Raw genomic sequence first — 26,215 nt, 5'->3', positions numbered from 1 at the left:
CGCCTAATTTTATAAAGTTTTTTGTTTTTGAAAAAGCTGGTGCTCAATATTTTAAATGCTGAGGCAGTTGAGTCGAAAAGAGTGTTTCTACTTCTACTCATGGGATTCTTCATGGGGTTTTTTATTTCCGGACTTTCAGTAGGTGCAGAATCCCTGTTTCTTAACAACTTCCGAGAGGAGTCCGACTTGCCCCTGGCGATATTAATAGCCGGTTTATTTGGGGTGATTGCCACAGCTATATTTAATTATTTCCAGTCTAAAGTTTCTTTCCAAAGGTTGGCAACCGGAACTTTTTTAATAATATTCGGCATACTTGCCAGTGTAGAAGTGGCCTACATTTACTTACCGGATGTAAAACCTCTTTACTTCTTAACTTTTACTATTGTATTACCCTTCACTTACCTAATCCTTCTTATTTTTTGGGGAGCCTTTAGTCGTTTATTCGATTTAAGGCAATCAAAAAGAATTATTGGAGGGATAGATACGGGACAACTTTCCGCTTCCATCATAGCCTTGTTATTGGTAATCCCTTTTATGCTCAATTCTGCAGGCTTTACTGAAAAGGATTTGATAACGCTTAGCATGGTAAGTATTGGAGGTATGTTTTTGGCTTTTACCTGGTTAATGAACAGTTGCAGGCAGCATCTGAGAAGAGCCACAGGAAATAGTTTTGTGCCCTATAAAAAAGTGTTTTCGGATAAATATATGCGCTTAATGATTTCATTTGTAGTGATTTCTATGATAGCTGTAAATTTTATAGATTACTCTTTCCTAAGTGTAACCAGTGCTCAATTTACTGAGTCTAACCTTGCCCTGTTCCTTACCTATTTCAATGGAACGGTTATTATTTTTAGTTTCCTTTTTCAAACCTTTGCTACAGATAAAATTATAGCGCTTTATGGTTTAAGGGTATCCCTGCTCATTAATCCCATTCTTATTCTACTAATAACAGCAGCAGCATGCTTTATAGGAGCAGGCTTCGGCTATACACCAGCAAATCCAACTTTTATATTTTTCTTTGTAATTATTGCAGTAAGCAAGCTTTTCGTTACTTCTTTGAAAGACGCCCTTGATGAACCAGCTTTCAAATTATACTTTTTGCCATTGGAGGAAGAGAGTAGGTTTGATATACAAACAAAAATTCAGGGAGTAATAACAGCTTTTGCAGGGTTAATTGCCGGTGCTGTCATTTTGCTCTTGAACAATATTGAAATATTTAATTTACTGACTATCTCTGTTGCTGTAATTCCATTGCTTTTGATTTGGTATTACGTGACCCGGCAAATGCATTCAGGATATAAATCCACACTGAAAAACACATTGGCTAAAAATAAAGAAAAGTCCATAAGTAAAGCCTCCAATGAATATTCTGTCAGCCGCCTGCTTTTAAAACAGTTGGAAAGTGAGGATGAAACCAAGAAGCTCTATAGCTTAAAGCTGATGGAAAAATTAGAGCCACAACATTTTGAAGCCTATAAGAAAAACTTCAAAGGAAAAGCAAGCCTTGCTATGGCAGATTATCTGGGAAATGACAAATCAGGAAATCCTGAGCTATCAAACCATATCCTTAAAAAATTAGCAGACAAAGCAATGAATGAAAGCAGGTCAAAAGATGTAGCCCCACTTTCTTTTGATGAATTAAGCCTTCTTTGCAGGGCTTTGGAGCCTCAAAAGAGGCAATATGCGGCAAAGCTTTTTAACCAATATGCGGATGCAAAAAATATTTTCCTCTTAATTGATTTGTTAAAGGATGCCAATTTATCAGTGAGAATGGAAGCCATTCATACGGCTCGTTTACTAAAAAGGCGAGAAACATGGAATGTTTTAATTGACATGCTTGACTCGGTAAAGTTTGGGCATGCTGCATCGGCAGCACTAATAGCCGCAGGAGAGCCGGTTTTACAAAGTTTGGAGTCTGCTTTTCACAAATCAGGACAGTCAGACAAAATAATGATTGCTGTAATAAGAATAATGTCCAAAATTGGTGGAGAAGAGGCGAAAACATTGCTTTTGAAAAAGATAGATTATCCGGATAAAAGAATTGTACACCAAATGTTGACCGGATTTGGCTATACGGATTTTAATGCGGAGGGCAACCAGGCTCAAATCATTTTGCAATTAATAGATGAAGAGATTGGTAAGGCGGCCTGGAATTTAGCAGCGCGCATAGAACTTCCCAAAGAGGAAAAATATGCTTTATTGAAACAGGCTTTTAAGGAAGAGATCAATAAAAACTATGAGCAGATTTTTATGTTGCTTTCATTAGTCTATGATACTCAGTCGGTAAGCCTTGTAAAAGAAAACATACTTTCTGAAACATCAGACGGTATTGCTTATGGTTTGGAGTTGTTGGATATGTTCGTAAGTCCGGATTTGAAGCCTAAGCTATTTCCATTGGCCGATGATATCAGTATTACTGAAAAATTGAATTTACTGGAAAACTACTATCCAAGGGAACGGTTTGAACCCCTTGAATTATTAAACAACATCCTCAACAGGGACTATAACCAGTTATCACGCTGGGTGAAAGCATGTGCTCTTTATAACCTGGCCTCTCAGGAAGATTATCAAACCCAATTTGCTGTAATAGGCCACCTTTTTAATAAAGATAAATTATTGCAGGAAGTAGCGGCATGGCTTGTTTATCACAGAAACCCGGAACAATTTGCCCAAATATTTAAGCGGTTACCTGAAGCGGAAAGAGAAGAATTAGTAGAAAACATCTCCAGAAATAAATTGGATGATGGCCTTAGTGATGGCCATTTCCTATTAGTGGAAATAGTGATGTTCCTTAAACAACTGAATGTCTTTAGCCAAATCAACGGTTCTGAACTTTGTGATTTAGCTGACAACACCAAGTTAGTTATGCTTGCCGAAGGAGAAACCATTAATTTGACACTTCCTGAAAACAATGCCATTTATGTAGTAGCAAAAGGAAAAGTATTGATTAAAAGTGCAGAAGATGAAGACTATATCCTGGAAAAAGGAAGTGTATTTGGAGAGTTGTTTGTACCGGAAAAAAAATTGGCAGCAGAAGAGTTATTGACAATTGAACAGGCCGTTCTTTTCCAATTAAACATCAACAACTTTTATACATTGATGGCCCAAAGTGGTGAATTTACCAAACAAATATTTACAGCTATTACCGAAACACAAACAGTAGAAATATGAGCAAAAAATTATCCATACATATTTTGTTTGCAGAGTTGGACAATCAACCTATTTTGAAAAATCGTGGCTGGGTCAGTTTTTTCGAGAAGTTTTTGTACATGATGCTTAGGCAAACCACAGATCAGCCATTCCAAATCCATTTGATTTCTGATCAGGAGGAAGCCAGCTCAGTGGCCCCTGATATTCTCATTCCGCTATTATCACCTGACTTTGTGTTGTCAGGAATTTGTTTGGACAGGCTGGAACAATATTTCCTCGACAATTCAACTTTAAAAGAAGACGTATTGGATAGTAGAATTTTTACAGTTTTTAAAGCCCCTCTGGATTATGTGGATATTCCTCCAAGGTTGAAGCCTTATACTACCTATAACCTCTTTCTTAATGAAGATGATGATAAAAGAGAGTTTTCAGAGTTTTTTAGTGAAGAGGCAGAGAAAAACTACTGGATGAAAATGGTAGATTTAAGTTTTGATATTTATGAGGCAATGATTCAAATTACCTCAGAGGAAATGCCGAAGAAGAAAAGCTCCTATAAGAGGAAAGCGGTTTATTTATCAGATACAGGACAAGATTTATCAGGCGCCAGGAACATCATTAAAAGGGAGTTGCTACGTCATGGCTATGAAGTATATCCCAAGGCTAATCTTCCTCATAAAATTACGGCTTTAAAAGAATCGATTGGACAAGACCTTACTAAGTGTCAATATTCCCTTCACTTGATTGGAGGTTCATATGGCCCTATTCCCAACGGATCAGAAATGTCTGTTATGGATTTGCAAAATGAAATGGCAGCAGAAAGGTCAAGAAATTTCCCCGCTAAACTTAGTAGGTTGATTTGGATTTCCCCTTCACTAAAATATGCAAGCGAAAAGCAAAAGGCTTTTATACATAACCTGAAAAGAGACTCCCATGCTTCCATAGGAGCAGAAGTTTTACAAACATCTTTGGAAGATTTTAAAAACACCCTTTGGGAGGAATTAATTGATGGAGGACTCAATAAGAAACTCCGGTTAACTGTATCAGATCTGGAAGAAAAGCAGCCGGTTTTGTACCTGCTTTATGATCCAGTAGATGAAGAGAAATTAAAGCCAGTTATAAAAAAATTAGAAAAAAGCACTATCAAAGTCATTACCCCACCTAGAAAAGGGGAACTAATGGAGTTAAGAAACCAACATATTGATGCCCTAAAGCAAATGGATGCTGCTATTGTTTTTCAAAATGCAGTAAACGATCAGTGGGTACATATGAAGTTATTGGACCTGCTAAAAGCACCAGGCTTTGGAAGGTCAAAGCCGATTATCGACAAATTATTTCTCACCAATAAATCCAAAGATATTGAGAAGGAGTATGCTAGCAGGTATGAAGTAAAAGTGGATAATTCAGCAGACTATAAGAAATTGGATAATTTTATAAAGCTGATTGAAAGCAACTTTCAAAAGAATTATGAATCAATAAAGCAATGATGATCGAATGAAGGATCAAACAAAACATACTGCCACAGAAGTTTCACTTGCAAAACCGGGAAAGCAACTTAATCCATTTCCAGGCCTTCGCCCCTTTAAAATAGAAGAAAGCCATTTATTTTTTGGCAGGGAGGGTCAAAGCGATGAAGTTTTATTAAAGCTTTCCAAACATCGGTTTGTAGGAGTAATTGGGCCCTCAGGGAGTGGTAAATCTTCTTTTATTTATTGCGGAGTTTTACCCATTTTGTATGGTGGGTTTCTTACCGGCAAAAGTACCGATTGGGAAGTGGTGGTGACCAGACCAGGTGCGGCTCCTATTGATAACCTTGCCCAGGCACTTATTAACACGCAGCATTCGGCTCAGGAAGTTACAGAGGAGGATAAAAAGATTAAAAAAACTATTGTGTCTTCCATGTTGCGCAGCTCTTCTTTAGGCTTGGTGGAAACCATCATGCAAATGAAGAGAAGTTCAGATATCAATTATTTGATATTAGTGGACCAGTTTGAAGAACTTTTCAGGTTCAAAGACCCCTCCAATTTACAATCCATAAATGAAACGCTGGCATTTATCAATTTGCTTATGGAGGCCATCAATTATGCCGATGCCCCAATTTATGTAGCCATTACCATGCGTTCTGATTTTATAGGTGAGTGTTCACAATTCCCTGAACTTACACGTCAGATCAATGATAGCCAATATCTTATTCCCCAGATGACGCGCGAGCAGAAACGCAGGGCAATTACAGGTCCGGTAGCGGTAGGAAATGCGGAAATAGCTCCTCGTTTGGTGCAGCAATTATTAAATGATTTGGGTGACAACCCCGATCAGTTGCCGATTTTGCAACATGCTTTGATGAGGACCTGGGATTATTGGGGACACTTTAAAGATTACAAGGAAGAGCCACTGGACATCAAGCATTATGAGGCCATTGGTACCATGTCGGAAGCACTTTCCATGCATGCCAATGAGGCTTTTGATGAATTAAATGATGAACAGCAACGTATTTGCGAATATTTATTTAAAGCCATTACGGAAAAACGTGGGGGTAGCTATGGTATTAGAAGGCCTACCCAACTATCGGAAATTGCGGCCATAGCCGATGCTTCGGAAGAAAACATTATAGAGGTAATTGAGAAATTCAGAGACCCGAGCAGATCCTTATTAACGCCCCAATTTGGGGTGCCGCTCTCCAGCGATTCAATTATAGATATTTCGCATGAAAGTATTATGCGGATCTGGAGCCGATTGAAAAACTGGGTGAATGATGAAGCGGATGCCGTTAACATGTATAAGCGTTTGGCCGATGCCGCGGAAATGTATCAACAAGGTAAAACCAGCTTATGGAGACCGCCAGATCTACAATTAGCTGTAAACTGGAGGGAAAAGCATAATCCGACTCTCATTTGGGGACAGCGGTATCATCCTGCTTATGAAAGAACAGTGTCTTTTTTGGAACATTCCGAAGAAGAGTTTGCTATTGAACAACGTGCCAAAGAACTACAACAAAAGCGAAGGCTAAGAACAGCCAGGGTTACGGCACTTATTATGGGAGCGGCTACTGTAATTTGCTTTTTGTTTTTGATTTATGCCTTTTATCAGCAAACGGAAGCCAAAAGGGCGGAACTTTTAGCCCGACAGCAAGAACAAATAGCTATTGAAAATGCTGAGTTGGCTGAGAAGGAAAAGGAAAGGGCCAATGTACAAAGAAGCCTGGCAGATGAACGCAAAGAGGAAGCGGAAAAGGCCTATATGGAAGCACAAAGGGAAAGGGACAATGCAGAAAAAGCAGCATTACTTGCCGAAGAACGAAGGATTTTTGCCGAAGAGCAAGAAGGAAAGGCCAGTCAGTCTGCAATAGATGCCCGTAAAGCGGAAGAAAAAGCTAAGCTTCAGCAAAAATATGCTGAAGACGAAAAAGCGAGGGCCGATCAGCTAAGGTATTTGGCCATAGCAAACGCCATTGCTGTAAAGTCAGTGCAACTAAATGATAAGGAATTAAAAGGGCTTTTGGCTCAGCAAGCGTATATTTTTGATAAGAGATACAACAATTACAGGTTTGATGCAGAGATTTATGATGGATTGTACTATGCTTTAAAAAGCTTTGAGCATCCTTTAACCGCAAAGCTTCAAGGGCATGAAAAATCAGCTAAAGTAGTGATAGCAGGACCTACCGATGAAGCATTTTTCTCTGCGGGATCTAAGGGCAGTATATTGAAATGGAGTAAACAAGCAGAGGTTTGGGTTGCAGATACCATTGCCGGAAAAAGAACTCGCAGGGTAGTGAAATCACTTATTTATGATGAACAAAACAATATTCTGTATGCGGCTGGCCAATTTGTTAAAGAAAACGGGACATCAATAATTGAAAAATACAATTTAAATAATAAAAATCCGAAACCGGAAGAAATTGCCGGGGTAAGTGGCTCTTTTGTCAAAATGAGAATGGGAAACAATAGTTTGCTGGTCTTGGATGAAGCAGGTCTTTCGATCAAGAAAATCACAAAAAACCAGCCTCAGGAAATTTATAAGTCCCCAATCAAAATAAATGACTTTGATTATGATGCATCTAAAAATGTCATTTGGATGGGCACAGAAACCGGCCAACTGGTACAGGTTAATTTAGTAAATGGAACAGACTCTGTATTCTTTAAAAATCCAGTAGCCATAAGTGCTGTTGAATTGAAATATAGTTTTATTGGTGTTGGTGATATCCGTGGTTCTTTAAAACTGTTTTCGGATAATGAATTTAGAGATTATAATGAATTGACCGGGCATGAGGGAGGTATTGATAAAATTAAAATCAGCGAGGATGCTGCTTTTATGCTTTCCTCAGGAAAGGATAAAACCACAAGGGTCTGGAATTTATCGGAAATTACCAGACAGCCGATTGTTTTAGCTGACCACAAGGATTGGGTATGGTCCACAGACTTTAGCAAAAACATGGAATATATCTTCTCTGCATCAGAAGATGGGGAAATCCATATCTGGCCTTTTTCCATAGATCAAATGGGCGCTCAACTTTGTAATGAGTTAGAGAGAAATATGACTAACATAGAATGGGCGACTTTTGTGGCCTCCGATTTAGTGTATGAAAAAACCTGTAGCGATTCACACATATCACAAAGAACAGATGATAAATAAGAGGCTAATCATATTATTAATCCTGGGGTTATTTCCGGCACTCCTCAGCGCTCAGGAAAGCTGCACCCAAAAATTGCGTAATGCAAGAAACTACTATGAAGAAGGCAGGTTACAACTTTTGCCCCAATTGCTAAATGAATGTATTGATAATGGCTTTAGCAAAGAGGAAAAAATTGAAGCATTGAGATTAGTGACTCTTTCTCATCTTTTTAGTGAAGAAGAAAGCAGGGCTGAAAAATCATTCCTAAAATTACTTAGGTTAGACCCTGAATACAAAGTCAATAAAGAGGCAGACCCGACAGAGTTAATCCTGCTTTCGGAGAGATTTGATACTGCACCTAAGTTCTTTTGGGGGATAAATGGGGGAGCCGCTTACAACCTTGTGCAGGTAATGGATTATCAAACAATAAACATTGATCTGAAACCTGGAACTTATGAGTTTACCACTTCATTAGGTGGAGGGCTTTTCTTTCAATATCCTATCAACGATAAATTTTCAGCCAATATAGAGGCTCACTACGTTTTTAGACAAACGATATTAGATAGGGAAGGTACTGAAGGCGCAGCCCAGTCTGAGCAGCAATCTGTTACAGAGAGACATACGTGGGTAGAATTTCCCTTACTAATTAATTATAAATTACCTGTTAACAACTTCTTGCTGGAAGCTACTGCAGGCCCCTCCTTTCATTACCTACAGGATGCTACATTTTCCCTTGAAGGAAGAGGTGAGAATATCAACAATAAAGACATTTTGGATAACAGGAATGTGTTTAATATGAGTGCACTTGCAGGAGCGAGGGCAAACTTTAAGGTTTTCGGGCCTAATTATTTTACTGTGGCCTTGCTTTTTCAATATAGGTTGTTTGATGAAGTCAGTCAATCAACAGGTCCGGCCTTCACTAATGATGAACAGAACACCTTACTTCTAAGTGGGTATAAAGACGGAAACTATAAAGGACATGCCCTATGGCTGAAAGTAGGTTTTCGATTTCCTTACTTTAATCCTAAGCTAAAATGATAAAGCATTTCAAATATATCGCATTTTTGCTTTTGCTAAACATGAGTGCCTGCAATACTGAAGAGGGCGTTACCCCGTCAAGCACCGAAGCCTTCTTAAAAATAATTCCGGGGGCAGGCTTTGACGAGCCGGTTTCAATTGATGTGCTCTCCAATGGGGATTTACTAATTGTGAGTAACAACACTTCCTTTAATCAGGGGGAAACAGGTACCACTACAAAAATAAGAGTGGTTCGATTGACGCAATCAGGAAACAAGGTTTTTGATAAATACTATCCTGAAAGTTTAAGTGAAAGCTGGGAAGCAAAACAAACCGTATTTTACACAGATGATAAAATAATCATTGGTGCAAATATTGATGAAGGAAATGGGTTAGTCCTTTTTCAAACCAATGCAAGTGGGGACTCAGTAACTTCGAGCCAAATTACCTACGAAGGTGAGAACCTCAATTTGATTGGTGCCGAAAAAGAATCTGAAGAAGATTTGCTTTTATTGTCCTCACTATCCGGAAATCCGGCTTATGATGTGAGAGTAAATAAATTGAATACCATAAGCATGTCCTCCACAGAAGAGCGAAGTGAGTTACTAAATAGTGTGCCCTCTTCCAATGCTGTTCAAACAGGAAATAATACTTTTGCTTTGGGGTTAGGACCTGTTATTTTTTATATAAATGATGATAATGATGCCGCCCTTACTTCAGTTCCCTCCCAGAATTTTACGATTAAGCATTTAACCAATTATCAGGAAACATCTAAAACAATTGCTTTTGGAGAGGTGCAGCAGAACAATCAAACACACCTGTTTTCCTACTGGACAAGCCCGGGTCAGGCTAGTACAAATGCCCAACCGCTTGTGTTTAATAGGGGCTCCGATTCAGATTTTCTGAAGGGAGTGAAAGCAACTTCAGAAGGAGTGTTATTGTCTGGATCTACAGAAAGAGGAGTGAATAATACTGCCTCAAAGCAAGCCGATTTTTTATTGCTCAAAACAGACATAAATGGTAATCTTCTGTTTACCAGTACATTCGGAAGCGAAGGAAATGATGACACCTTATTTGATGCTGTAGAATTAAACAATGGAATTTACGCAGTAGGTACTACTAATTTTGCCGGATCGCTTACTATGGTGTTTGTAAAATTAAATAACAAAGGGCTGTTAATAAATTAGAGAATAAACAAAATGAGGTTCTATTTAAAATATATTATTCTTTTTGCAGTAGGCCTTTTGGCCAATGAAAAAGTGTTGGCACAATTGGCTGTTACCACAGGGAGTGCCACAGATATTTCCACATCAACGGCCACCCTGAATGGGGATGTTACTGTGGATGGCACGAATTCCACCAATTATTACTTTGAGTATGGAACTAGTCCGACACTCACTGTGCCATTGCCAAGCACAACTACTCCAGTCAACACCCTTTCCAACACAACAGCTTCAAGCCCTGTTTCATCATTAAGTCCGGCAACTAATTATTTCTTTCGTCTTAGGGCAGAGGAAGAGTTTCCTGAAGATGGTATAGCTGATGGTGATATCGTTGATTTTTGGACCTATTCCAATGTTACCTCAACAGCAGTGGCTAGCTTTCAAAGGCAGGCTGCTACTACTACCAGTATCACTTTGGAATGGACAGCTCAAGCCACTGATATAGCTGGGTACTTAATAGTATATACTACGGGAGGTACAGCCCCCGATGAAACGGATTTGGAGCAAGGAATTGCTCCGTCTGCTCTTTCATATACTAATAAGGTAATAATAGCGGATGCTTCTGCTACATCAACTACTATCACGGGCTTATCTGCTAATTCACAATATTCTTTCAGGATTATACCCTATAATGTTGGCTCGGATCCGGCCACCACCAACTATAAATTAACAGGCAATAGTACTTTAAGTGCCTATACTTTAGCAGTGGTTACTTCAGATGCCATTGCCAATTTTGATGTGGCAACTAAGGGAACTACCAATATTGAACTGGAATGGACTGCCGAAACCACCGATAACGATGGTTATTTAATATTGTGGGCAACGGGATCAACGGCTCCGGATCCTGCAACGGAAGTCGAGTTGGGAATTCCCCCGGCTTCACAGGCATTTAGTAATAAAATAGTAAAAACAGGCTCCTCAAGTACCAGTCAGGATATTACCACCGGCCTGGTGGCGGGAACAGAATATTCTTTTGTCATTATTCCTTATAATGAAGGAGCAGATCCGTCTACCACTAATTATAATGTAACGGCTAATAGTGAAGTATCAACTTTTACTTTGGCAGAAGTGCCAAGTGATAATGCAAGCTCTCCGGTTTTTATCAGTAGTACCTCTACAAGCATTACTATAGAGTTTGCAAAATCTGACGGAGCCATAAAAGCGGATGGTTATTTCATTACCTATCGTTCAGGTACCAGTGCACCTGGCAATCCGGGTGCTATAGATGGTACCGATGGCTCTTCAGAATTGGCAGAAGCAGATGTTGATGGAACTTTCACGCTATTTAGCACATTTGCTACCATTTCGGCCACTATCACGGGTCTTACACCAAAAACGGAATACAGTTTTCGAATAATTGCTTTTAGCAGTGATGCCACCAACAATCCCTCTTCTTTTAATTTCAAAACTAATGGGATCACTTTTCAAAACAACAATAATTTCACATTGGCAACAGAACCGGCTTCTGCAGTTTCCAATTTTGCCAAGACCTCTGCCACTGAAACGGCTATTAATTTTTCATTTGATGGTTATACGTTTGCCGATAATGGAGGCTTTGTTTTATATTACCAGTCAGGAAGTACTGTTCCGGATCTCAATGCACTTGAAGATGGGTTTGAACCACCAAACCAGGCAGGGTTAACGCTTGACTATGGTCTTCAAGTTACGGATGATGCTACCACAATTAGTACAGATGGAAATATAAACCCAGGTTCTGAATATAGTGTGATAATAGTGCCTTATAATTATGATGGTTCTAATGTAGAAACATTTAACTATAGAAAATCGGATGCTGTCAGCCTTTCAAGTGTATGGTCATTATCAGTAGCGGCTAGTGGAGGCGCGGTGGCCAATGCAGGATATACAGTTGATAACGCCACTTCAAATTCACTGGATGTAACTTACACAGCAGTCACTAATGCAGATGGATATTTGATTCTTTATAGTGCCGGAAATTCAACTTTCGATATTTCAGATGTGATAGATGGCCAGTCACCGGCTCAAATTGAGTCCGCATTACCAGGTGGAGTCGACTTGGTGGATAATGGAGCGGCCTTAACTGAAACAATAGGAGGCTTAGATGGCGATACAGAATATGCATTTTATGTAATCCCTTATACTTATACAGATGATGGTGGCCCTGTTTCTGAAACATATAACTACAATACTGCAAGCCCGGTACTAAAAAGTGGAACTACTCTTTGTAGTACCGGTCCATCAGTAGGCTCTGCTTCTATAGGTAATGATGCAGGTTCTCTTACTTCAACCTCTATTAAAACAGATCTTTCCAATGTTCCTGTTGATGCAGAAAACCTGATAGTTGCGAGGCTTGCTGCTGATGCTCTTGTAGCCCCTAATGATGGTGATACTTATACTGCAAATGCTGTTTTTGGCTCAGGTACACAAACAGGAACTGGAAATGACGTGGTGTTAGCAGGTACGGGCACTTCTGTAACCACCACTAGTTTATCTCCATTTACCGAATATGCTTTTGATTATTATGTTTATAATCCCAACGGACATTGTTATAGTTTTGTAGAAACGATTGTAGTTACTACCAACTGTGAGCCAGCAACAGATATAGTAACGGCCGCATCTGTAACGAATGTTAACACAAATGATGTTTCTCTCTCGTGGTCAATAACAGGAGCGGGCAATAATGTTTTGGTGGTTGCTCGATTAACAGAAACAACATCAGCCGTTGCTCCAGCAACAGGAACAGATTATATAGAAGATGCTGTATATGGTGATGGTGAAACAACGGGAACAGGGAATTTCACAGTTTATGATGGTTCGGGTACCTCCGTCAATGTAACAAACCTTGATGCCTTAACGGATTATTCTTTTGACATATACGAATACAATCCTGATGGTTTCTGTTATAATACAGCTCCGGTTACGGTTGAAGCCACTACAATATGTGTTTCCCCGAGTACTCAGGCTGATTTTGACACCTTTACACCCGGTACTGACCAAACAGCTACAACAGCCACGATTAGCTGGCCGACTGTAGCTAGTGCCGATAGATATTTAATATTGGCCAAAGAAGCTGGGACAGTTGCTTTTACTCCGTCCAATGGTAGTAATTATGAGGCTGAGGACGATCTGGATTTCTTATTAGCAACAGATAAAGGAGGTGGTGATAAAGTAATTTATGCAGGGTCTCATCCTGCTTCTGCTGTAACAATTACAAATTTATTGCCTTCTACTGAATATAACTTTGTTATTTATGCTTATAATAGCTTGAACGACTGCTATAGTTTTGATACTCCCGGCAGTTTGGTTCTTACCACGAATACTCCTTCAGCCAATAATACCTTGAGTATTGTTAGTGAGGCAGCTACTATTAACTCTGTTAGCAATGACGTATCCAACAGCTTTGTAACAGCTTTGAGTTTTGATATGACAGATGGAGGGGTGGATAATGCCAATACTAAAATGACTGGCTTTACAATTAATGCCGGAACCGGGGATTATTTTGCCGGTAACACTATTCATTGGTCAGATGTCATTGCTTCAGCACAATTTGTTAATACTACATCAAATAAAACAATAGCGGGGAGTATATCCGGCACAGGTAATACTATTTCTGTAAGTATAGGGCCAAGTGAAAACAATAATTCCACTCACTTCGGTTTTATTGGTGATGGGGAAACCATCAATATGGAACTTCAAATAAAGCTCAGGGATGATATTTCAGGAATTTCGGTGGATAACAAGAATTTTTCCTTTGAGCTTGATCCGTCAGATATAACCTATGCTAGTAACTCAAGTACCTTTAGTGTAGCCCCTGGCTCCATAATCACTTCGGATCCCGCTAATAATGAAGTAGTGGTTGAAGCCTCTAAGTTTACTTTCACTACCCAACCGCCAGCCAGCATTAATGCAGGAACAGATATGATACCTGTGCCTGTTTTTGAGGCAAGGGATGCCAATGACAATATAGATTTGGATTTTTCATCAGCTTTTGTGGTGAGTAATGCAGGCGGTATTTCCATGAGCAATGCTCCTACTACCGGATTCACAAATGGTGTCCATACTTTTCCTGTAAATTTTAACTATCAGGGAAGTGGTAACGGAACGATTACTATTACTTCAGGAGCCATAAGCGGATCTTCAAATACAGTAACAGTGGTACCTACGGCTACTTTTGCAGAATTAACCACTGGTTTAAATGCCGGCACATTACAAAGTGGAACGACTAATCAGGCGGTTCTTGGTTTTAGCATTGCTGTGCTTGGAAGTAGTTCGGTTGATCAGCTTGTTGTAGGTATTGATGAACCACTTACTAGCAAAATAAGTAATGTACGTCTAGTTAGATCGGTCAACAACCAATATGACGGTATTGCTTCAGAAACCTTAATAACAAGTACAATAACAGTTGATAACGGTGGTGGAACTATCACTATTAGCGATATTTCGGAAGCTTTCAGCTCAGAAACAAAAAATTATTTTTTAATAGCAGATGTGGATAATGCCGTGAATGAGTTTACAACAAACCCATTGACTTTCAGCCTTGGGCAGACTGGAATTTCATTTACTTCTACAGTAAATAAAGGCACATTAAATGCCTCAAAAACATATGACTTTGAGGATATTATTAAACCGAGTATTACAACTATTTCAGCAACTCCGGATATAATTTCTGATAGTGAAGTTGGAAGCATGGCTATTGCCTTCACACTTAATTTTAATGAAGAAATGGATCCTGCAACAAACCCGGCCATTACTTTTCCAACCATAGGGGAAGTTCCGGGAAGCTCTTTGGTTTATGATGCGGGCAATAGTGGATGGTCAAGTGGTAACACTGTTTTTACAGCCGTTTATTCGCTTGTTGATAATGGAATTGATATGGAAGATATTGATGTGAGGGTAAGTGGAGCTGTTGATAAATCCGGCAATGTACAGAATATATATGATGAAAGTGATGTGTTTAGCATTGATACGGAAAACCCTACAGTGGGTATAGTATTAAATTCCTCCTTGCTTACCATAGCGGATGAAACTTTGACTTTAACCGCTACTTTTAGCGAAGCCATGTCCACAGGTGTTACGCCATCTTTTACAGTAAACGGTTCATCCAATATCAATACTAACGGAGCTGGGGTTTGGTCTGCAGGCAATACCGTGTATACCCAAAGCTTTATTCATGATCTCAGTGAAGAAGAATTAACAAACGTAAATATCACCGTATCTGCGGCACAGGATGTCAATGGCAACATCTCGGTTTCGGAAAATTCAGCCAATTTTGCAGTGGATACTCAAAAGCCTCGAATTACTGAAATTACCTCTTCCAGTTCTAATGGGCTTTATAAGCCGGGAGATGTCATTAATATTTCGGTTGCATTTGATGAAGACATTGCAGTTACTGGAACACCTTTCCTTTCTTTAAATACCGGGGGTAGTGGAACCGCTACTTTTCAAAGCGTAGCAGGTAATATTGCAATATTTTCCTACGCTGTCGGGTCAGTTGGGTCAGGACAAAACACTTTGGATTTGGATGTTGCAGGCATATCATTAGATGGGGGCACTATTAAGGATTTAAATGAAAACGATGCAGAACTAACATTACCCCTCTCCCCTGATCGTTTACAGGATAATGCGGCAATTGTGATAGATACCGATCCGGCAACCATTACCAATGTAACAGCCACTACTGCCAATGGATTCTACAATGCCAGTGAAACAATCAATATTACGGTAACATTTGATGAGCCCGTAACTGTAACAGGTATTCCTGTGTTGGCACTAAACTCAGGAGGGTCGGCTACCTATCTGAGTGGTTCAACCACTTCTACACTCACTTTTGAGTATACGGTACAGGCGGGACATAATGCAGCAGATTTAAATTATACTGCTACCACCAGCCTGACCATTTCAGGGGCAAGTATAAAAGACAATGCAGAGATTAACGCAACACTAACCTTGCCTGCAACAGGAGCGGCCAATTCTCTGGGGGGCAATAAGAACATTACAATTGATACGGTTGATCCCATCCTTTCAGGGGCGCCTTTTAGTCCTGAAACCGAAAGCTTAAATGTTTCTCAGACTTTCGCTTTTACGATCAGCTTAAATGAAGCGGTGTCTGGGGCGGGAACAAATAATATTAGGATTAAAGAGTTGGAAACAGGAGACTTGGTTACGACTCTGGATGGCTCTTCTGCTTTTCTTAATAATACTAACTCAACGCTTAACTTTATTAACCTGGATGGTCATATTGAGGATTCAACAGCTTATTTTTTCGAATTTGATGCGGGCGCTATAGTAGACAGGGCAGGAAACCCATATGCTGGATTTTCCGGAAGTTCTGATTGGAACTTTACAAGTGCAGGGCCGGCAAGAATATCCACTTTTTCTACAGGGGCATGTGTAGGGGAAGAATTTACCATTGGAGGGAAATATTTTACCGGGGTTACCCAAATTGTGACAGGCAATAATGGTGATTCAACCTATTACAATATTGCAGGCAGTGATTTTGACATACTTGATGATGAGAATATCAGTTTTAACGTTAAAATTGAAACCTATTCCGGTAAAATTGTACTTAAGAAAAATGTTGGCCAAAGTGGAAACACAAGAGAGTTTATCAGTATTTCATCCGATGATATAATAGTCGGGCCAAGTTCTGCCCAATTTGAAATTGTTAATAATGAGTTTGTTTGCGATGTAAGCACAGGTGGATCACAAGATAAAGCGGAATTGAGAATCAATGTAGTGGGAGGTTCCGGAGTATTCAAAATAGTCTATAACAATGGAGTGGAAGATGTTGAAATTGCTGAATATACAAATGGCAGTGATTTTTTGGTAAATCCTCCTCAAGTAGGGATCAACGAATATACACTGGTTTCCGTAACTGATACCGACCCGAATTTATTAACCTGCTCAGCTCCTAATCTGGGCACATCAGTGAATGTAGAGGAGTTTGAGAGAGCAGTTGTAGAAGCAGGAGGAGGAAGTACTGATCCTGAATTGAATATAGGCCTGATCCAGATTTGTGCGGCTGATACAGAGATTGTAGATTTTTCTAATCCTACAATTGTGGGAACAGTTGCCAGTATTACGGGTAGTGAAACATCCGGTACATGGACTATTGTCGGAGGAAATGCAAGTTCCGGGGGTTTTAATGCCAGCAAAACGCTTAAAACTACCACCAATATTCAACCTACTTATTATATTAGTTTGGATGATGCCATTAGAGGATATGTTATTCTTCAACTAACATCTGATGATCCCGGAGGAAACAACCCCTGTACTGCGGCATCAGACAGGGTAGTGATTAGATTTGTTAATTCTTTACAGGCCAATCCTGCAGAATCAAGTGTTTCAATATGTAAAACATTTGAAAACACTGAAGAATTGGCAATTACACAATTGGATGCGGTTTTAGCAGATGGAACAACGGACATTGAATGGAGTAGAGATGATTTGTATAGTGAAGAAGATGGAAGCTATGACAATACATGGGGTTTTGCTGATACAGAGGATGCAGGCACTTTTACTTTAACCACTACTAACCCGGAGGCTTTTTATAAAGCCAGCCCAATGGAGCTCGCTAATAATTTTGCAAGGCTTCAGTTATTGGCTACAGATGGATTTTGTGGAGTGGCGGGTGATCCGGTTAATATGGAAATTACTATAAACGATGTGCCTGCACCAGTTAAATCAACCTTGGCAAATGTTAATCCACAAGATGTATGTTCAGGTGCTGAAAATATCATTTTCAAAATGAACTCCTCTTCAAGTAATGCTAAATTCATTTGGGAACTTTCAAATTCAGGAGTTGGGTCAGTTACTGAAAGTGATATAAGTAGTATTAGCTCCCCAACTGTAGAGGATGGTATTTACCTCTCTACTATTGAAATTGATTTTAGGGAAGTAAGTGAATTTACAAGTGATACATTGGTAGTAAGGGAAATCAGGAATGGTTGTATTAGCGAACCGGACACTTTCTTTATCTCCATTTCACCAACACCACAAGCCGAGATTTTAACAGGCCCTTCTGCAAGCATCAACAACACAACTACAAAATTGCTGCTTACCGGACAAGGCGGTTTCGTATCCTCTTTGGAAGTAGGAGGTGTTTTTGAAGGGAAAGGAGTTTTTCAGGGAAGTAATGGAGATTTCTTCCTTAATACAACGGAATTATTGCCTACTGACATTACCAACCCTGAAGACAACTATACTTTAACTTATACTTATACTACAGAATTGGGTTGTTCAGCTTCTACAAGTATAGAATATGATGTTTTTAATGCCGACAATATTTTTCCTGAACTACTTGCCCAATATTGTGAATTAGACACATTGATAGAGATAACTGTAAACAACATCATACTTCCTGATGACTTTATAGTTACAGATATATTCGGCCCGGGCATTACAAATTTTGAAGTAGAAGAAATAAGAACAGATACTTCCTATAATATCTATAAAGCATTATTTAACCCTAAAGCAGCATTGGATCTAGGAGAAAATCTTACTTTAACAAATGTTTCTATAGGCTACGCAACGCGGGATACAATTAACGATATAACAAATGAAGAAGCAGGTCTTCAAGGTGTAACCGTTTATGCATTACCGGAAACCAGTCCAACGGGTCTGTCATCATCCTATTGTGCTACCGATGGCGATGCTCAATTATCCAAGGGGATTTCCAATCCTAATTCTGAATTTAGTTATTCAATTATTACTGAAGGGCTTCCTCACAATTTGCTTCAATTAAACCCTGGCAATGGTAATTATGTGTTTTCCCCTTCGGTACTCTACGATAGTTTGTTTGATAACAATATCAATTCAGTAGAGATAGAACTTTTATATACCTATAAAGATTTAAATGGCTGTACTAACTACCAAACTTTATCCACAGTAGTAAATAGACAGCCTGCCCAGCCAACGTTTGATAACACTAATTTTTGTATTCTTAATGGAGTAATTGCAGAAGCAGTTGTAAATAATCCAACGGCCTCTTCAGGGGAGGTTTTATGGTTTGCAAATGAAAATTTAGTAGGCGAACCATTGGCAAGTGGTAATAGCTATATCCCATCAGCAACAGTTGTTCAGAATAATACTACGGAACTTTTTGTAGTAAGAAGTGCTGAAAACTGTATTAGCGAAGTAACCACTATTACTTTCAGAAGACAAACAGACCCTTCGTTTAGTTGGGATAAATCTGTCAATAATGAAGAGGGAATTACATTTACAGGGGTTAATACACAAGCAGATATAAGTTTTGTAAACTGGACAATAAAGAGAAAAGATAATGCAACGATACTAGTAGACAGCACGATAGAATCTTCTAATTTGACCTTCAATCAGGATTTTAATATTTATGGCGCAGGTGTTTATGAAGTAACTTTTGAAATTGAAAGCCAATTTGGTTGTGTAACTTCTAAAACCAATGATGTTACTGTTTTATTGGAAGCCCCAAAAGCCACCACCTATATTTATGACTTCAATGAAACTAATAATAATTGGATTACCAGTGGAGAAAATAGTTCATGGGAGTTGGCTGAGCCTGAGATTGGCTTTGATAATGAATCAGCATTTTGGGTTACCAATGCCACAGGAAATTATAATCCAAATGAAGACTCTTATGTCTACTCGCCTGAAATTGATTTGACTGATGTAGATAAGCCCGTAGTTAGTTTTGACTTATGGCTAAATACAGTTAGTTCAGATGGTTTGGTGATAGAGTATTCAACTGATGAATTTAAAGTGGAAGATGCTGAAAAAACCTGGACAAAGTTAGGTAAAGAGGGCTCCGGTTTAAACTGGTATAACACTAATAATTTAAGTAGTATTGCCTTTTTTGAAGGCTGGTCGGGTATTTTTAACCTCGACAATAGTAGTATAAAATTAAATTCCAAGCATATACTAGACCCAGTTCTAAAAGATAATGAAAGCAATAAAGTAATTTTTAGATTTCACTTCAAGTCAATTAACTCTAGTCCTACAGATGGCGTTGCCTTTGATAACTTCCACATTGAAAGCTTAAATAGAACGCTATTGGTTGAGTATTTTGGAGATTTTGCTACACCCGATGTTGACAATGCAGAAATGGAAAGCCTCAACAAGCAGTTTGAAGAATCACAAAACATGGCATGGATAAACTACAGGGTAAATGAGACAGATCCACTTTATGGAGAGGTGGCTTCAGCTATATCCACCAGAGCATTTTATTATAGCGCTTTTGAGGCAGAAAACAACTTTGCTTTAGATGGTGTATATTCAAGTCAGGCCCGCTTTTCCGATAGTAGAAGTGATTTTGACAGGAGGGCATTGATACCTTCTATCTTCGGGCTGGCGCTTAATGTGGCTGAAGAAAATGGAAGTTTAAAGATAACGGCTGATGTTTCTTTAATAGATGATAATACCATACCAGATAATATGCGACTCATGGTAGCCGTACTTAATAGGGAAGTTGATAATAAATACTTTAATGTATTACAGGCATTTTTACCTAATGCCCAGGGTGTTCCAATAATTAATACAGGCAGTTACGAATTCACTTACAATCCTACTACAGAGTTGGGGGCGTCTAAGCTGATGGTTGTTGCCTTCTTGCAAAAAATTGACGATGATGGAGACAAAATGATTTATCAATCTGCTTTCAATAACGATGTTCCGGATTTAAACTTTTCAATTACTGCTATTAATGAAAGTGTTTTAAATCGTGTAAGATTGTTTCCTAATCCTGCGGATGATAAAGTAACCATAAATGTGGGTTTTCACACAAATGATTTACGTATTCGGCTAATCGATATAGCCGGAAAGCTAGTAGAAGAATTCAGTTTAAAGTCTACTGAAGTTTCGAAGGAAATAGAAACCAGTTATCTAAGAGCAGGAATGTACACCCTTATGATTTCAGATCAACAAGGAAATAACAAAGCAATGAAGGTGGCAATCCGGCACTAAGTTTAATTGCCGTCTTCATTTTCAACTGTAAATTCATAAGCTCCTATGTCGGGATTTTGATCACGGGGAGTATTAATGACATCAATAATCACACCTGAAGTTAGAGCCTTCCCAATTGCTGGGGAATCTTCTGTGAGCCTGAAATCATCATTGTTGGGCTCTTCGAACAAAGGATTTTCATTCCTGATGGAATTATTCTGACTCAGCAGATTTTGGCTGCTACGGAACAAGCTGTTGGTAAAGGAAAGAGTAAGGTTGTTTTCCACTTCTTCATAAAAAAGAATTTCCTCCTCATTTCTTCCATAAACAATTGTATTCTGGAGATCCACCACTATCGGATGAATAATTTCATTTTCATTATTATCAATGGCAAAGTCAGAGAAGAATGCCGCTGGTTGATCTCGTGAGATATTAAAGTAATTAGCAATGGTGCAATGCCGGTAAAGAGCAGAACCACCACCCAAATGTGAGACTGTACCTGATGCTGTATTATAAAAAACAGAATTTATAGCTTCAAAATCACTATTTAAAGATAGTACGGCACTAAAAGCCATATTGCCCACAAATGAATTTTCCATTCTGACATCAGGTTTGCCATCCTGGTCAAATACGTTAAGGTTTAAGCCTACTATAGCGTTTTTGATGGTTACATACTTAAAAGAATTATTGTTGCTCCCCTCTAAAAACACGATTCCACCCCATTGGCCGGGAGCACTTGCAAAAGGCTCATCAAGCCTGTCATTCATAAAAAGGATGGGGTTATCAATATTTCCTTCAGCCTGTAAGGTGCCGGCCACAAGTATAAAGGAGTCATTGGCACTATAGATTCTGGTGCCAGGATCTATAATTAGGCTGCATGCTGAGTCAATTAGAATGTTGTTTGATAATACATAGGGCTTATCAGCTGTCCATCGTGCATTACATACGAGTACCGAATCCTTTAAGTAATTGGCATTTTGTCCCCAGGCTTCTAAAATTACAGATTGCTCATTCCCCTGATTCACGAAATCAAGGTTATTTCTTATCACAAAAGGATTGTTTTCGTCTGTCTGGTCAATTTTAGCTTCAATTAGGATTAATAAGCTGTCATTTCCCAAAAGTAACTGATTATTAAATTGCCTACCTGCTATTCCATTTAATATCAGGTTGAAGTCATCGGATTGTTCCTTTAAACGTATTTGGTCTAATGAAACAGCCTTGCCCGAAGTGTTCTTTACTAACAATCTCTTTGTAATACTCTTTCTTTCTGCAAAAAGAGTATCAAATTGTACGGTATCAGTGGAAAAGGACAACTCAATGGCTTGTTCATTAATTTCCGGCTCGTAAGAGCAGGCAGAAAGGCTAACCCAAACAATCCATAAGATTAGGATAAAATCAATCCCGATTTTAAGTGGCTTCATTAAGTTTGTTCGCGTTTTCTGCAATTTGTAAATGCTCAATAATGTCTTCAATTTCACCACTCATGATGGCAGGTAAATTGTGAACTGTATAGCCAATTCTGTGATCGGTCACCCTGCCTTGCGGATAGTTATAGGTCCTTATTTTTTCTGATCGGTCTCCACTGCGCACCATTGTTTTTCTCTGTGCACCAATTTCATCCATTTGTTTGGCTAATTCTATTTCATACAAACGTGAGCGGAGTACTTTTAGTGCTTTATCAAAGTTCTTCAGTTGCGATTTTTCATCCTGACAAGTTACCACCATACCTGTTGGCAAGTGAGTTAAACGTACCGCAGAATAAGTGGTGTTTACCGACTGACCGCCTGGTCCGGAAGAACAATAGGTGTCTTTACGGATTTCATTCATATCAATTTCCACTTCCACCTCATCCACTTCCGGCAAAACGGCTACAGTGGCAGCAGAAGTGTGCACCCGTCCTTGTGTTTCAGTGGCAGGAACCCTTTGTACCCTGTGCACCCCTGACTCATATTTTAAGGTGCCGTACGGATCCTTTCCTGTCACCGTACCAATAATTTCTTTGTAACCGCCTGATGTGCCTTCTGTTAAATCGAGTACGTTGATTTTAAGTCCGTTTTTCTCAGAGAACCTTTGATACATTCTGAACAAATTCCCGGCAAAAATGGCCGCTTCATCCCCACCTGTTCCTGCTCTAATCTCCAAAACCGCATTTTTCTCATCTTTAGGGTCTTTCGGAACCAACATTCTTTTAAGAATTTCTTCCAGCTCTTCTTTTCGTGGGTTTAGTTCTTCCAGCTCAAGTTTCGCCATTTCCCTGAAGCCAGGATCTTTCTCTGTTTCTAATATGACTTTGGCTTGCTTTAATCCATCCAGAATTTTTAAATACCGTTCATATTCTTTCACCACCTTTTCCAGGTCAGAATATTCCTTGCTCAGCTGAGTAAATTTTTTCATGTCAGCCATGGCGTCTGGTTGTACCATCAATTGACCCACTTCCTCAAATCTATCTTTAATATGTTTTAGTCTGTCAAGCATATTTGTTTTCTAATCAATATGCAAAGCTAATAAATAATTAGGTCATTGGGAGGATAGGCTTTTATCGGAATGGCCAAATTGTGTATTAATTATTCATAAATATAGCAGAGTGGAAATAACAGGCCTTATGATACTATTTATAATATTTTGTCGCAATTAAAATAGTGTATCAAGAGCCCACAAAAGCAGTGTTATGTTTGCTATATGACAAGAAAATATCTTTTAGTTGGCAATAAGTATGTGTTGGTAGATTAATGCTTCTTTTTTTAGATAAAAATGGCTACTTTTTGCCTCTAAACTGAGAGTACCATAATGAGAAACATTAAAATTTCTGCCATATTCATTTTTTTCTTCCTGTGTATAACTTATTCCGGGGTTTCACAAGGAAAGGATTATCGATTTCATAAAGTTTTTTTCTATAGCTTCACTAAATATATACAATGGCCTGAAAACTATCAGGGGGGTGACTTTATTATTGCTGTATTGGGGGACTCTGAAATAACCCCACTGCTTAAGGAAATGGCAGAAATTAAAAAAGCAGGAAATAATGCTATTAAAATAATTACAATTAATGAGAATGGACTTAACCAGAAAATTAACATGCTGTTTATACCTGACAGTGAATCCGGTAATTTTAACAACGTAAAAAGTAAGCTGGTTAATAAGCCAACTTTACTGATTACAGAATCAGCCGGGTTAGCCAGTCGCGGGGCTATGATTAACTTTAAAGATGTTGAAGGCAAATTAAAGTTTGAGGTAAACACCACAAATCTGGAACGATCCGGATTAAAAGTAGCACAAGAGTTAATTCGTTTTGGTGAAGAAGTTAAATAAACAGTACACTTATAAATTGGTATGCTCCACAGAAGGTGCCCAATTATCAAATTATTTTATTAAGTTTAACAATACATTTTTAGCAATTATCATAAAATGAAGAACTTTAGATTTACCATCGGTAATAAAATATTGGGGGGTTTCATCACCCTTATTTTGATTTTTGTAATATATGCCGGCATCACAATTTTCACGGTTAGCAAAAACAGCAATCTTACTGAGAAAAACTCCAATGTTATAAAACCCTCGGTTACTGCAATCAAAGATTTTAATTTGTTGGTTATTCGTTCCAAGATGCTCGTTACCAACTGGGTTTATCTTCAAAGCAATGAGGCGGATAAGGAGAGTCTTAAAATCCTTCATGAAGAAGAGTATCCGGCTATGGAAGAGAAAATAGTGGGACTTATGGAGAAGTGGGAAGAAGAGGAGCAGGTTCATGTAATGGATAGTGTTTTTATGGAGTTTGAGACATTGCTGGGTTTCCAAAAGGAGATAATGGAAAGCCTTATTACTTTTGAAGACTATGAAGATGCCATTGTAAAGTTCATGGCATCAGAGTCTATCGAAAGAGAGATTTTGCCCCGTACGGATAGCATTATGTCGAAATTGAATGTGGTGCTTGACCAGAAACAGGAGGAATCTGATTTATATGAAGCGGAGGTCTTAGAAACTTCAAATACTTTAAGAAACACTTCCATTATTCTGGCTATTATATTTGTTGTTCTAGGATTAATTGGTGCTTTCTGGCTTGCCTCATCTATTACCAAACCAGTAAATTATATTAAAGATTTGGTAGTAAAACTAGGGAAGGGGATTTTACCTGATAGTAGTACCAAACGTTTTGGCAATGATGAAATTGGAGAAATGGCGGAAGCGGTGGACAAACTGGTATACGGCCTAAAAGACACCTCTTATTTCGCTGAAAATATAGGAAATGGCAAATATGATTCAGATTATGAACCGCTTAGTGAAAATGATGTATTGGGAAATGCTTTGATCAATATGAGAGGAAACCTCAAGCGTGTAGCCGAAGAGGACAAAAAGCGGAACTGGACAACAGAAGGGCTGGCCATGTTTGGAGATATCCTTAGAAGAAACAACGATAATATTTCCAGGCTTTCTGACGAAATAATCTCTAGCCTTGTCAAGTACACAAAATCCAATCAGGGAGGTTTGTTTATTATTAACAGGGAAAATGAGGAAGACGCTTTCCTTGAGCTGACAGCTTGTTACGCCTGGGATAAAAAGAAATACCTGGAGCAAAAAATCTATGAAGGGGAAGGCTTAACAGGGCAAGCCTGGCTGGAATCAGAAACTATTTACATGACGGAGGTTCCTCAGGATTATGTAATGATTACTTCAGGACTTGGAGAAGCCAATCCGAATAGTTTATTGATAGTACCTTTGAAAGTAAATGAAGAAACTTATGGAGTAATAGAGCTTGCCTCTTTCAATGAATATGAAGAACACGAAAGAGAATTTGTAGAGAAAATTGCTGAAAACATTGCTTCTACTATTTCTTCGGTAAAAATTAACGAAAGAACGTCCAAACTCCTTAATGAATCCCGCGAAATGACTGAACAAATGCGATCTCAGGAAGAAGAGATGAGGCAGAATATGGAAGAACTTCAGGCAACGCAGGAAGAGATGGAAAGGTCTCAGCGTGACAGGGATGATAAAGAAAAGATCATCAATTATACCAATATGATGATAGAGCTAGACGATAAATTCCAGGTCACCAGCCTCAATAATATTACCTCTGAAAAACTCAAATATAATTTTAATGATTTAAACGGCACATCCTTTGAAAAAATCGTTGCCTCTAAAGAAGGGTTTCAGTCAATGAAAAAGGCTCTTTCAGATGGGAGAACCTGGTCAGGAGCCATTACATTAAAAAACAAATCCAATGAACCTGTGAATGTTCTTTTCTCATCAGGAGTATTGAACAACCAGGATTCAGGTTCGAGCAGTTATATGTTAATCGGTGCGGTAGTAGAAAGTGAGCAACTAACTTAAG

10 protein-coding genes are annotated in these 26,215 nt (G+C 38.8%); 8 read left to right on the top strand and 2 right to left on the bottom strand.

The window, feature by feature from the left end:
- Positions 1-27: 27 nt before the first annotated feature.
- The 6 genes from JKA74_RS18955 (at position 28) to JKA74_RS18930 (ending at position 20,910) form a co-directional block, all read left to right on the top strand.
- A complete protein-coding gene (locus JKA74_RS18955; RefSeq protein ID WP_201432821.1) occupies positions 28-3,171 on the top strand; it encodes an MFS transporter in 3,144 nt (1,047 codons plus the stop codon).
- Entirely contained in the window at positions 3,168-4,634 is a 1,467-nt protein-coding gene (locus tag JKA74_RS18950) for a DUF4062 domain-containing protein (RefSeq protein ID WP_201432820.1), read from the top strand. Before JKA74_RS18955 ends, JKA74_RS18950 begins: the two co-directional genes overlap by 4 nt.
- Positions 4,635-4,641: 7 nt before the next feature.
- Positions 4,642-7,776, top strand: coding sequence for an nSTAND1 domain-containing NTPase (locus JKA74_RS18945; protein WP_201432819.1), 3,135 nt, complete (start codon positions 4,642-4,644; stop codon positions 7,774-7,776).
- Positions 7,777-7,849: 73 nt separating this feature from the next.
- Entirely contained in the window at positions 7,850-8,794 is a 945-nt protein-coding gene (locus tag JKA74_RS18940; protein ID WP_201432818.1) for an outer membrane beta-barrel protein, read from the top strand.
- Positions 8,791-9,960 (top strand): hypothetical protein, encoded by a 1,170-nt coding sequence (locus JKA74_RS18935; protein WP_201432817.1) that lies wholly within the window; start codon positions 8,791-8,793, stop codon positions 9,958-9,960. The genes JKA74_RS18940 and JKA74_RS18935 overlap by 4 nt, the downstream gene beginning before the upstream one ends.
- Positions 9,961-9,972: 12 nt before the next feature.
- Positions 9,973-20,910: a fibronectin type III domain-containing protein gene (locus JKA74_RS18930; protein WP_201432816.1), complete on the top strand. Its 10,938-nt coding sequence runs from the start codon at positions 9,973-9,975 to the stop codon at positions 20,908-20,910.
- 2 nt (positions 20,911-20,912) lie between these two features.
- Here the strand turns inward: JKA74_RS18930 and JKA74_RS18925 are convergent, their stop codons facing one another.
- Together JKA74_RS18925 and prfA are read right to left on the bottom strand one after the other, a co-directional pair.
- The gene (locus tag JKA74_RS18925; protein WP_201432815.1) at positions 20,913-22,310 is read right to left on the bottom strand and encodes a hypothetical protein; all 1,398 of its coding nucleotides are present in this window, start codon (positions 22,308-22,310) and stop codon (positions 20,913-20,915) included.
- On the bottom strand, positions 22,297-23,364 hold the full coding sequence (gene prfA, locus JKA74_RS18920; RefSeq protein WP_201432814.1) for a peptide chain release factor 1: 1,068 nt from the start codon (positions 23,362-23,364) through the stop codon (positions 22,297-22,299). The genes JKA74_RS18925 and prfA overlap by 14 nt, the downstream gene beginning before the upstream one ends.
- Positions 23,365-23,676: 312 nt before the next feature.
- Between prfA and JKA74_RS18915 the strand changes: the two genes are divergently transcribed.
- Both JKA74_RS18915 and JKA74_RS18910 read left to right on the top strand, forming a co-directional pair.
- On the top strand, positions 23,677-24,198 hold the full coding sequence (locus tag JKA74_RS18915; protein WP_201432813.1) for a YfiR family protein: 522 nt from the start codon (positions 23,677-23,679) through the stop codon (positions 24,196-24,198).
- Positions 24,199-24,294: 96 nt separating this feature from the next.
- On the top strand, positions 24,295-26,214 hold the full coding sequence (locus tag JKA74_RS18910) for a GAF domain-containing protein (protein ID WP_201432812.1): 1,920 nt from the start codon (positions 24,295-24,297) through the stop codon (positions 26,212-26,214).
- Position 26,215: the final 1 nt, after the last annotated feature.

The sequence above is a fragment of the Marivirga aurantiaca genome, from assembly GCF_016679925.1.
GTDB lineage: Bacteria > Bacteroidota > Bacteroidia > Cytophagales > Cyclobacteriaceae > Marivirga > Marivirga aurantiaca.
Note: the sequence above shows the minus strand (reverse complement) of the source record. Positions and strands in the feature narration are given on the sequence as shown.

Excerpts from the sequence above, each read along its gene's own strand:
- JKA74_RS18950 (WP_201432820.1), top strand. The coding sequence starts at position 3,168 with ATGAGCAAAAAATTATCCATACATATTTTGTTTGCAGAGTTGGACAAT.
- JKA74_RS18930 (WP_201432816.1), top strand. The coding sequence starts at position 9,973 with ATGAGGTTCTATTTAAAATATATTATTCTTTTTGCAGTAGGCCTTTTG.
- prfA (WP_201432814.1), bottom strand. The coding sequence starts at position 23,364 with ATGCTTGACAGACTAAAACATATTAAAGATAGATTTGAGGAAGTGGGT.
- JKA74_RS18915 (WP_201432813.1), top strand. The coding sequence starts at position 23,677 with ATGAGAAACATTAAAATTTCTGCCATATTCATTTTTTTCTTCCTGTGT.
- JKA74_RS18910 (WP_201432812.1), top strand. The coding sequence starts at position 24,295 with ATGAAGAACTTTAGATTTACCATCGGTAATAAAATATTGGGGGGTTTC.
- JKA74_RS18935 (WP_201432817.1), top strand. The coding sequence starts at position 8,791 with ATGATAAAGCATTTCAAATATATCGCATTTTTGCTTTTGCTAAACATG.
- JKA74_RS18925 (WP_201432815.1), bottom strand. The coding sequence starts at position 22,310 with ATGAAGCCACTTAAAATCGGGATTGATTTTATCCTAATCTTATGGATT.
- JKA74_RS18945 (WP_201432819.1), top strand. The coding sequence starts at position 4,642 with ATGAAGGATCAAACAAAACATACTGCCACAGAAGTTTCACTTGCAAAA.